The sequence below is a fragment of the Thomasclavelia sp. genome (assembly GCF_047249845.1).
GTDB lineage: Bacteria > Bacillota_I > Bacilli_A > Erysipelotrichales > Coprobacillaceae > Thomasclavelia.
In genome coordinates this window covers 16,693-27,586 of sequence record NZ_JBKTWO010000037.1, presented here as the reverse complement: position 1 = coordinate 27,586, position 10,894 = coordinate 16,693, and the positions used below count along the sequence as shown (strand labels likewise).

Annotated in this window: 13 protein-coding genes; all 13 read right to left on the bottom strand. The window is 29.1% G+C overall.

What is annotated here, in order from left to right:
- Positions 1–109: 109 nt before the first annotated feature.
- Positions 110–940: an ornithine carbamoyltransferase gene (locus ACLR9T_RS09950; RefSeq protein WP_413109391.1), complete on the bottom strand. Its 831-nt coding sequence runs from the start codon at positions 938–940 to the stop codon at positions 110–112.
- Complete coding sequence (locus ACLR9T_RS09945) at positions 924–1,349, bottom strand: cytidine deaminase family protein (protein ID WP_413109390.1); 426 nt, start codon at positions 1,347–1,349, stop codon at positions 924–926. Before ACLR9T_RS09945 ends, ACLR9T_RS09950 begins: the two co-directional genes overlap by 17 nt.
- A 91-nt stretch (positions 1,350–1,440) precedes the next feature.
- Complete coding sequence (locus ACLR9T_RS09940) at positions 1,441–1,962, bottom strand: DUF5662 family protein (RefSeq protein ID WP_413109389.1); 522 nt, start codon at positions 1,960–1,962, stop codon at positions 1,441–1,443.
- Complete coding sequence (scpB, locus tag ACLR9T_RS09935; protein ID WP_413109388.1) at positions 1,949–2,572, bottom strand: SMC-Scp complex subunit ScpB; 624 nt, start codon at positions 2,570–2,572, stop codon at positions 1,949–1,951. Before scpB ends, ACLR9T_RS09940 begins: the two co-directional genes overlap by 14 nt.
- Positions 2,572–3,300 carry a segregation/condensation protein A gene (locus ACLR9T_RS09930; protein WP_413109387.1) on the bottom strand — a complete coding sequence of 243 codons (729 nt, stop codon included), beginning with the start codon at positions 3,298–3,300 and terminating at the stop codon, positions 2,572–2,574. The genes scpB and ACLR9T_RS09930 overlap by 1 nt, the downstream gene beginning before the upstream one ends.
- 112 nt (positions 3,301–3,412) lie before the next feature.
- Positions 3,413–4,690, bottom strand: coding sequence for a spore germination protein (locus tag ACLR9T_RS09925; RefSeq protein ID WP_413109386.1), 1,278 nt, complete (start codon positions 4,688–4,690; stop codon positions 3,413–3,415).
- Positions 4,690–5,040 (bottom strand): stage V sporulation protein AE, encoded by a 351-nt coding sequence (gene spoVAE / locus ACLR9T_RS09920; RefSeq protein ID WP_413109385.1) that lies wholly within the window; start codon positions 5,038–5,040, stop codon positions 4,690–4,692. The genes ACLR9T_RS09925 and spoVAE overlap by 1 nt, the downstream gene beginning before the upstream one ends.
- Positions 5,040–6,044 carry a stage V sporulation protein AD gene (locus ACLR9T_RS09915; RefSeq protein WP_413109384.1) on the bottom strand — a complete coding sequence of 335 codons (1,005 nt, stop codon included), beginning with the start codon at positions 6,042–6,044 and terminating at the stop codon, positions 5,040–5,042. Before ACLR9T_RS09915 ends, spoVAE begins: the two co-directional genes overlap by 1 nt.
- Positions 6,022–6,465, bottom strand: coding sequence for a stage V sporulation protein AC (gene spoVAC / locus ACLR9T_RS09910; RefSeq protein WP_413109383.1), 444 nt, complete (start codon positions 6,463–6,465; stop codon positions 6,022–6,024). The genes ACLR9T_RS09915 and spoVAC overlap by 23 nt, the downstream gene beginning before the upstream one ends.
- Before the next feature lie 69 nt (positions 6,466–6,534).
- The gene (locus tag ACLR9T_RS09905; protein ID WP_413109382.1) at positions 6,535–7,329 is read right to left on the bottom strand and encodes a folate family ECF transporter S component; all 795 of its coding nucleotides are present in this window, start codon (positions 7,327–7,329) and stop codon (positions 6,535–6,537) included.
- 561 nt (positions 7,330–7,890) lie between these two features.
- Positions 7,891–8,724 (bottom strand): type II secretion system protein, encoded by an 834-nt coding sequence (locus ACLR9T_RS09900; protein WP_413109381.1) that lies wholly within the window; start codon positions 8,722–8,724, stop codon positions 7,891–7,893.
- A gap of 117 nt (positions 8,725–8,841) precedes the next feature.
- A complete protein-coding gene (locus tag ACLR9T_RS09895) occupies positions 8,842–10,503 on the bottom strand; it encodes a GNAT family N-acetyltransferase (RefSeq protein WP_413109380.1) in 1,662 nt (553 codons plus the stop codon).
- Positions 10,504–10,557: 54 nt separating this feature from the next.
- Positions 10,558–10,884 (bottom strand): cyclic-di-AMP receptor, encoded by a 327-nt coding sequence (locus ACLR9T_RS09890; protein ID WP_092355041.1) that lies wholly within the window; start codon positions 10,882–10,884, stop codon positions 10,558–10,560.
- Between the last annotated feature and the right edge of the window lie 10 nt (positions 10,885–10,894).

Genomic DNA, 10,894 nt, shown 5'->3' with positions numbered 1-10,894 from the left:
ATACTAATTATTTGCATATATCAGCAATAAATTTTCACTATTTAAATTCTAATATATCAATAATTATATAAATATAACTAATTATCCAATTCCATTAAAAACTATACAATTATTGTGTTAAACAATAAACAATAATTGCTTGTTGTACTTCAAGTAGATACTTTTTAAATTCATAACCAACAAAATATTTTGAATCAATAACTGATTCAGATATTTCCTCACCACGATAAAATGGTGGACATGGATTTAATATAGCATCCTTATTTGCCATTGCCATAACATCTTTAGTAATTTGAAAATTTTTAAAATCTTTAAGAAGACTCTTAGGAATCGAATCAACGCAAATTATATCTTTATTTTTTATTGCCTCCAATAAATTATTTGATGTTACTAAACCTTCCATCTCATATCCCTTAGGACAACATTGCACTAATTCAAAGCCCATTACTTTAGAAGCCTCTTTCCAAGCTAACCCAATATTACCCTTTTCACCACAGAAAAGATATTTATCATTAATAAAATCTTTTCTAATTTTAGAAAGAGCATACATATCTGCAATAATTTCACAAGGGTGATTAATATCTGTCATTGCATTAATAACAGGTATTTTTGCATATGCAGATAACTCCTTAATCAGCCTAATATCTTTATGTCTAACAATTATCATATCAGCCCAATTATTTAAATATCCACATACATCTTTTAATGATTCTTTTTTATCAAGTGCTTCAGTCGGAAATAGTATTGCTTGTCCTCCTAATAAGTAGATTCCTTTTTCAAATGTTACACGTGTTCTGATACTTGTATTTGGAAAAAACATCACAATAGTTTTACCACTTAAAATATTTTTATATTTTCCTTGTTTTAATTCATCTGCAATTTTAAATATCTCAAATATATTATTTTTACAATAGTCAGTTATTTTAATCATATTTTTCATAACGCATCAATCCCCACCAGTTAGGTAATAATTTTTCTAATTTTATCGTCTTTCTTCCCTTGTAATCAATCATAATTTCTGTATCTTTATTTTTTAAAGAAAGCTGCATTAAAAATTCTCTACATGCTCCACAAGGCATTCCACTTACTTCGACAGGAGGTTCATCACGAAATGTAATTATTCTTTTAATAACAGTTTGTCCGCTACTCATATACATATTAAGTGCTGCCACTCTTTCTGCACATAAATCCATAACTCCTCCACAACTTTCAATGCAAAAACCTGTATATATTCTACCATCTTCACTTTCTAATGCACATACAACATGATGAGCATAAATAAAAGGTGATACTTCTCTAGGTTTATATTCTTCTTTTGCCTTTCGATATAATTTTTCCCAAATATCCATCCTATCTTTCCTCCATAAAACCTCTACCTCTAATCATATCTTACTATCTAATCAACATAAGAACAACAAAAATGCACCCAACAGGATGCATTTATTTAGATAAATATGTTTTTTTAATATATTTTATCGTTTCATCTAGATTAGTCTTTGCTAGATGAGATAACATATCTTTAATGATATAGTCAGTTTTTTCATTGATAATATAATAAAACCTTGTTTTATTATAATAATCTAATGGTGCTGTAAAATCAAAATTTTCTCCACGATAAACCATTGTTGCTGCTACGCGATCACAAAACATTTCCACTACATATTTAATCGGCATTTCAATAGCAACAATTCCCTTACTAGTAAAATCAATCCAATACTCCCAATGGTGTTTATTTCTTCCTTTATGATGAAGCCAGGCACTACTATATCCAATCTGATCTCTTTCATTACTATTTGGTGATTTATAACCTAAATAATATCTAGCGCCAGTAGAAAACTCACTCCACGAATATTTTGATAAATCATGTTTTAATCCCTGCTTATATAAACCAAATTTAAAACATAATTTCATTACATAATATTTATGTTTAGTAATTGTTTTAAAATGTTTAATGGCTTTCATTACTTTCCTCTTTTATCTCACCTGTATCTTCACGATATCTTGTTGCAAATATATCTTCTTGATCATCTACTTCAACTATATCTGCTAAATCAGGTAATTCGTCTAATGATGTAAGACCAAATGTATCCATAAATTCATCTGTTACCCCATATAAAATCGGCATTCCAGGACTATCTTCACGTCCAACTTCTTTAATTAATGCTTTAGCTACTAATTTACGAATCATTGCATCACAGCCTACGCCACGAATATCTTCAATTGAAGCTCTGGTAATTGGCTGATTATAAGCAATGATTGCTAATGTTTCTAATGCAGCATTAGAAAGACTTGCACTACTTTGCTCAACCATTTTTTGATAATAAATAAAGTATTCACTATTAGTAGCTAATTTATATCTTCCCCCAAAATTAACTAAAATAATACCTTTCATATCTTTATTTTCATACATTTGTGTAAATTGATCCATTAATAATGTTGCATCTTTACGACTTATTTCTAAAACTCCAGCCACCTGTTTAATATCTATACCATCATCTCCAGCAAGATATAACATTCCTTCAATGATATCTAAATAATTAATCTTTTCATCTAGACAACTCGTTTCTTCCATCAAACTTTCCCCTCCACATATATATCTGTAAATAATCCATCCTGAATTATTTCAACCTCTTTATCCTTAGCCAAAACTAAAACAGCTATAAAAGTAACAATAAAATAGAATCGATCATGACGATCAAATAAATCTTCAAATTTAACTTTTTTATTTACTCTAGTTTTAAAATAATCCCTGATTTGCTCAGTTCTTTCATCAATTGAAATATCTTTTTTAGCAATATGGGTATCTAATGGTTTCATCATCGCTTTACGCTGAAACATCTTCTGCATTGCTTTCATAAGATCATAAACTTCTAAATCATTAGGAATCATTGAACTTGTATCTATAATATACTCATCCATTGATTCAGCTGGTTTAATTACAATATTTTGACGCTGTTCATATTTTTCACGAATCTCATCAAGTACATCTTTATATCTTTTATATTCAATTAAACGTCTTATTAATGCTTCGCGTGGATCTTCTTGATATTCATCATTGATTGTAACTTTTTCTTTAGGAATAAGCATCTTACTTTTCATTTCAATTAAATCAGCTGCCATAACTAAATACTCTGACATTAATTCTAATAAAGATGGATCCATAGCATGGATATATTGTAGATATTGATCTGCAATAATAGATAATTCTAATGTTTCTAGATCCATTTCTTTTTCTTTAATTAGATGTAATAATAAATCTAATGGACCTTGAAAATCTTCAATTACAACTTGATATTCCATGATATAACCCCCTTATTTTTAATTACGCAATAGTTATTATAGCACATAAGTTACTTCATTAGAAGATTTCTTTTAAAACTAAAAACCTCAATTATTTGAATAATTGAGACTTTTATGATCCTTTTTTTCTTTTTGGTTTACGAATAATAAAATTAAGCATTTCTTTACCATCAAATGGATAAAGAGGATATAAATAAGATGTTCCTAATGGTTTTAAAGAAACTAAATAACTAATTAAAATAATATGGAAAATAATAAATCCTATCCATCCTAAAAGTCCAGAAAAAATAATTAAAAATATCTTTAAATACTTATTTGTAAGCGATAATTCATAGTTTGGTGTTGCAAAGCCGCCAACATCACCTATAGCACAAAAAAGTAATATTTCTTCACTAAAAATACCTAAATCAATTGCAAACTGGCCTAATAATACTGCAGCTATCATCCCCATTGCATTTGACAGAGATGTAGGGGTATGGATAGTTGCAATCCGAAGCAATTCAATCGCTAATTCAACTAGTAATACTTGTCCTAAAAATACTAAATCTAGACTGCCATTATTTGTTAATAAGATCCATAAAGGTACTAAATATATCGATATTAAAACCGCGCTACAACGTATCAATCGAATAAAGGTACCAATAATCGGAGTTTGACGATGTTCTTCAACATGTTCTAAAATTTCAAATAAAGTAGTTGGTAACATCATAACTGACGAAGAAGTATCACAGATAATAGCAATATGCCCATGTATAATATGAGTTGCAACAACATCAGGACGCTCACTATAACGAACTAAAGGAAACGGGTTATAACCCTGATCTAAAATCATTTCCTCAACCGCGCGATCAGACATAACTAAATCTTCATTTCTAATTTCTTTGATACGATCAAGAATCGTTTGCAACATACTCTGATCAACTTTTTCATTTAAATAGCATAAACATATATCTAAAGGATTATTTTTACCAATAGTTTGTTTATTCATGACAAGATCAATTGTCCTAATTCTACGGCGAATCAGTCCTGCACATGTAAGCATTGACTCATTAAAACCGTCTTTAGAACCACGAACACTCTTTTCCGTTTCTGGTTCTTCTACAGAACGGCTTGGAAAACGTCTTGTATCTAATACATACTGAGTATCACGATAACCAACTACTGCACAACCTGTAAGCATGGCATATTGGGCTTTTTCTAAATCTGGTTCTTCTTTAACATCACCATTGTTTAAACAATCTTTTAATGTTTCACCACGGTGATTAGTAATTCCTTCAACTAAATAAGCAATTAAATCATCTGAGCAAAGACTAGAAACATAATTAACTGTTACTTTTTCATTTTCAAAATCGAGGGTTCGGGTATTGAGATCAAAAGATGGGTTCTTCATTATGATTTAGGTTTTGTACAAACAGCAACTAGAAAGGCAAATAAAATAGCACTACTGATACCTGCGGCGGTTAAATCAAATATCCCTAAGGCTAATCCAAAAAAACCAAATTCTTTCGTTGCTGCTAATGCTCCATGCATTAATGAATGACCAAAACTAGTAATTGGAAGCAATGCTCCTGCATGAAAAATTTCAACTAGTTTATCATAAATATGAAATAAATCTAAAAAAGCCCCGATAACCACGAACATACTAGTAATATGACCAGGTGTTAATTTTGTATACTCATAAATAAGTTGAGCGATTACACAAACAAGGCCACAAAATATAAATGCTAAAAGATAATTCATTATTCTACTACCTCCAAACTAAAAGCATGTCCAATACAAGGAATACTTTGTTTTTGATTAGTCATCACTGGTGATAACAAAGCTCCTGTAGTAATCACAAGAACTCGTTTATATTTATGCTTCAACATTTTTTGATACAAGTAACCAAATGTAACTAAAGCACTACATGATGGTCCACTTCCACCTTGATTAACATCCTGATCACTACTATACAATAAACTGCCACAGTCATCATATTCTTTATAACTGACATGATTTTCTTTCATTAATTCTTTCATAATCGTTTTACCATAATCAGATAAATCTCCTGTAACAATTAAATCATAGTAAGTAGCCTGCCGATTTAAATCTGTTAAATGATTGCATAAAGTATCAAAAGCTGCAGGAGCCATAGCTCTACCCATATCATTTGGGTCACTTTGATCTAAATCAATAACTCGGCCAATAGTCAATGACTCAATTCTGATTGAACTCGGATTATTATCAAGAATTACACTAACTGCTCCAGTAGCCGTAGTTGTCATTGTTTCTTTACGTTGTACACCATATTCTACTGGATAGCGAAATTGTCTTTCTGCTGTAGCATTATGACTACAAACAAAACAATTGGCATTATGCAAACTATGATTCTCAATTAACATTGAAGCCGTATTTATTACTAATCCCATTGTTGCACAAGCACCATACATAGCCATAAATGGTCTATTAAAATCTTTGGCAGTATAATTACTTGCTGTAACTTGGTTATTTAAATCCCCACCAAAATACACATTTATATCTTCTTTTTTTAACTTTCCCTTTTTTAATGCAATACTTATAGCATCTTGTAACATTGCTATTTCTGCTTGTTCATATGAATCATTGCCAAAATGAAAATCTGGATAGTGGCGATCAAAATAATCGCCTAATGGACCATTAAATTCATCTATTCCAGCAGTAGTACCAATTGATCTTACATATACATTCTTTAAAATCATTGAACTACCAGATAAGACTGAAGACATAACGAATTCCTCCTAAAACAAATGATGCAACTATTCCAAATGTAATTACAGTTCCACCTAATTTAAACATATTAGCCCCTATCCCTGTCACTAATCCTTCACTTCTAGCTTCTAATGCACTTGAAGTCATACTGTTTGCAAAACCAGTAATAGGAATAAATGTTCCTGCCCCAGCCTTTTTACCTAAACGATCATATAGACCTAATCCTGTTAAAATCGCAGCTGCTAAAACAATAGTAATTATCATCATTGGTGTAGCTTCTTTTTCATTCACATCAAAAATCATCATATAAAAATCCAATAACCCTTGACCAATAGCTCCAATGATTCCACCATAAATAAATGCACTTAAACAATGTTTACCAACTTGTTTTGGTGGTTTTAATTCTTCAGCAATTTTATTATATTTAGACGTATTCATTAATTTCACCTCACAATATTTTTTCCAATTTAAAAAAAAATAAACAAAAAAGAGTCTTTATTACAGACTCTACATTCTTTTTAATATCTTTAAAACACTATATCCTAAAATGATATCAATTGGAATCATAATACATTCTTTGATTACTCGAATAAACAAAGATAATGTAAAAGGTATTCCATACATCACCTGTAACCAATATGGCGTTAAACAAAAAGTAATTACCATTTCAACAATCACCACTGAAATCAGCCATAGATTAAACAAATGATACTCAGATTCATTTGATTTTCTTTTATAATAATACATCACAATAAATAAAACACTTATCATTACAATACAAACAACACTAATAAAAATCTTATGACTAAGTGTAATATTAACAACATTCTTAGAAATAGTTACCTGATCTAAACTAAAAACATAACTACAGGCACCTATTGCTAATAAGACTAAAACAACCTTAATAATTTTTTCTAAATAATTAGCATAACTTTCTTTTATAGTTGCTACTACAATTGATGGAATCAAAGTTTGCAACACTGCACTTAAAGTAAATCCTAAAAATGGAAATCCTGTTGGGGTCACAAGTAGACCAACTAAATCTACTGCCAGACCAACAATATAACAATATCCTGGTGCTAACAATATTCCAGCTAACAACATTGGAATAACTTCGATTGAGATTTTCAAACTCTCAAAACCAAATAATGGTATCATAATTGATAACCTTTTTAAAACAGCTGCCAATACAATAAATAAGGCTGCTAACGTAAGTGACTTGGTGTCACTTTTAATCGGATATTTCCAAAACACTAATCCTCCGATTAAAACTAAAATAAATCCGCAAATAATTTGAATCATAATCTGATTGCTACTTATTTACAATCTTTCCTGCTTCATCCTCATTTCTAGTCCACAGGCGTTAATTCCGATCAATGACCGTACATGCGATTGCTACTAAAAAGTAGACTCCCCCTTTTTCTATATTATATACAAAGTGTATACAATGGAAATAATACTATAAATCAGTTGTTTCTTCAACATTTTTATCCATAAAAGCTATATGCTCTTTTTAAATCACAGGCATTTCATTTATAAAATACTAAAAACAAAATTAGTATCAATTAAAACATCTGTCTCCTTTCAATCCCTATTATAGACATAATTATCGCAAGAATTTGTACCTTTAAAACTTAACCAAAAACACTATAATATATAATTTTAATTAATAAATAAAGTTCATTATAAAATCCTATACAAAAAATATGCTATAACAAAATAGGATCCACAAACTCATAAATTAAACAGAAGATAATAACTAGTATCAAGTCCTAAAGAATAAATATAGATGAAATAAAAAAGAATCCTAATTAAAACTAGATTCTTTTTAATACAAAACTTATCTTATATCGTTACACACCTTTATTCAACTTTATACCAACCCGAACCAGAAGTCACTGGTGATTCCAATTGCTCAATATCAAATCCACCTTGATCAATCACAAAAGCACTATCTTTCTTGTTCCATCCATTACTATGATAATAATATGAACCATTATAATAGATCATATAAGCCAGATTACTGTTATTATTATTTGAAGCAATCATCATTATATTATCAGGATTATCAGGATCACCAAGAATCGTTGGTTTCCAAGTAAGTGATTCAATAGTTTCACTTGATACCCCATTTAATATTTCTTTTTCTTGAGTAGATAATACTGGTTTTGAATCACTATATTTTTCATCATACAATTTTCTTAATGCTGTCCAGACCTTTGTTTTTTGGTCTTTATCCCCAGCTATTTTTAAAGCCTTAGCTAGTAAACTATTACTTGTTTTTAAATAACCCTGAATATTATTACCATATTTTAATTCATCGACTACACTATAGTCTCCATTTTCATATAATACATATTGATTATTAGTTGCTTTATATACTAACAAAGTTATTTTACCAGTATCAAGATTACAATCAATTTCTTCAATACTTCCAGGGATTTCTGCAAGCTTTTCTATTTTGTCAAATGAACTATTTAAATTATCGATACTAAGTGTATGATTGGCATACATTTGAGTAGCAGTTGTTTGTCCTGCTAATACTGCATTCCGGCACTCAGTAACCAGCTTCTCTTCATTAGCTTTATCCAGATACCCAGTTAATGCCGGTATCAACAAAGCTGCCAGAATTCCTAATATAACTAATACAACAATTAATTCTACTAATGTAAATCCTTTTCTTTTTCTTTTCAACATGAATTTAGTTCCTCGTTATATGTATATAGCTAATCCCTATACATTCCTTGCTTATAATAGTGCAAGATCAAAAAATAAAACGTGACCATAATTTTATTTACAGATTATGATTTTACATTAAAAATCCTTAACTATATATTCTCTTACTTTTGATATAAAATACAATGAACCAGTTACAAAAACAGTTCCATCATGATTAAATGCATCATCTAAAGCAACTTTAAAATCAGGTTGTATTTTAACATTAAATCCATTAGCAAGGGTTTTTGCATCACTTGCTCGAACATGTTCAAATTCACAGATTGTAATATCATCAGTTAATAAAAATAACTTTTCAATCATATGTTTATAATCTTTATCACGTAAAGCACTAAATATTATCTTTATCTTATCATATTTTTTAGCACATTCATAAAAAGCATCAATTCCCTCTTTATTATGAGCACCATCTATAATTATTAATGGCTGAATATTAACGATTTCAAAACGTCCTGCCCAACGAGCATTATACATTCCTTGTAAAAGATCATCATCACTAAAAGTAATAACCTGCTGAAGTTTTAGATATAGTAAAGCTTCTAATGCTAAAGCACTATTATATATTTGATACAATGCTGGCGTATCTAAAATAATATCATAATTTCGATAATGATAACTAACATTATTACCATCTATAATATTAGTAATTGGCTGCAAGGTTAATAACTTACTATGATGTTTTTTACATACTTCCTCAAATACTTTTAAACATTCTTGCTTTGTTTCACCAGTTAAATAATCTACTCCTTCTTTAACTATTCCTGCTTTATTTAAAGCAATACTTTGATAATCATGCCCTAAATAATCTACATGATCTAAACCAATATTTGTATTGATTGCTAATTTAGGCATAATAATATTTGTTGCATCTAATAAACCACCTAATCCTACTTCAAATAACGCCAAATCAACTTTTTGATCAATGAAATACATAATTGCAATAAATACTTCAATTTCAAACATTGATATTTCATACTTAAGCCATAGATCAACATAGCGATTAGCATAATTCACCATTGTTTCTTCATCAACAAACTGATCATTAATTCTAATAATATCTAATCTAGAATATAAAGCTGGTGAAGTAAAAGTTGCAACTTTGTATCCTGCCTGTTTTAATACTTCTTTTATATAATTAGTAGTTGAACCTTTTCCATTAGTTCCTCCAATATGAACACAATCAAGAATTAACTGGGGATTTCCAAGATCTTCCATATATTTCTTAAAATTATCTAAACTATAAACTCGATCTTTTTGACTATTAATAAATTCAACTACTTCATCATAATTATTAAATCGTTTTTCAACAGATCTTTTTTTTACCATTGGATAATATAAAATACCATCCTTTTTTTCTAACTTACCATTTAAACTAAAACCAATATGCTCATAAAAATCTTTAGCATAAATACTTGCATTAACTTCTATTTCATCTAAAACAAGATTATCTATTATTTCTACTAATTTTTTACCAATTCCTTTTCCATGATATTTTTTATCAACAAACAATAAACTTAAATGATTTTTATTAGTTAGACTAATCATTCCAATTATTTTATTATCATCTAAACAAACATATGTAAAATTATACTTATTCAAATAAAAATCTTCTGTGTTTACTAAATTAAAATTACTTATTCCTTCTGTCTCAAAATCTAAAAACACATATTCTTTAGCAACTCGATCAACTAATTTAATTACAGTATCAATTTCATTTTCTTTTATTAATCTATATTCCATTATAATCACCTTAAACCATTATATGATAAAAGAAGTAGCTAAGCTACTTCTTTTTTAGAATTTTTCAAACTGATCAATATTAAGTACAAATACAGTTGCTCCACCAACTAAAACATCTACCATGATTGGTGTAAAAAACTCTCCCATTTCAGTTGGAGGAATAGTAGGTTCTTTTTCAACCCGCTTTTTAGCATTAGCTTTTATTATTGAAATACAATCTTCAACTTTATCATCATTAGTTCCAACAAAAAATGTTGTATTTCCCTTTTTTAAAAATCCCCCTGTTGTAGATAATTTAGTTACAAAATATCCGCCTTCAGTAAGTGCTCCCTGAACCGACGAACTATCATCAGAATTAACAATTGCAATTATTAATTTCATATTAACTCCT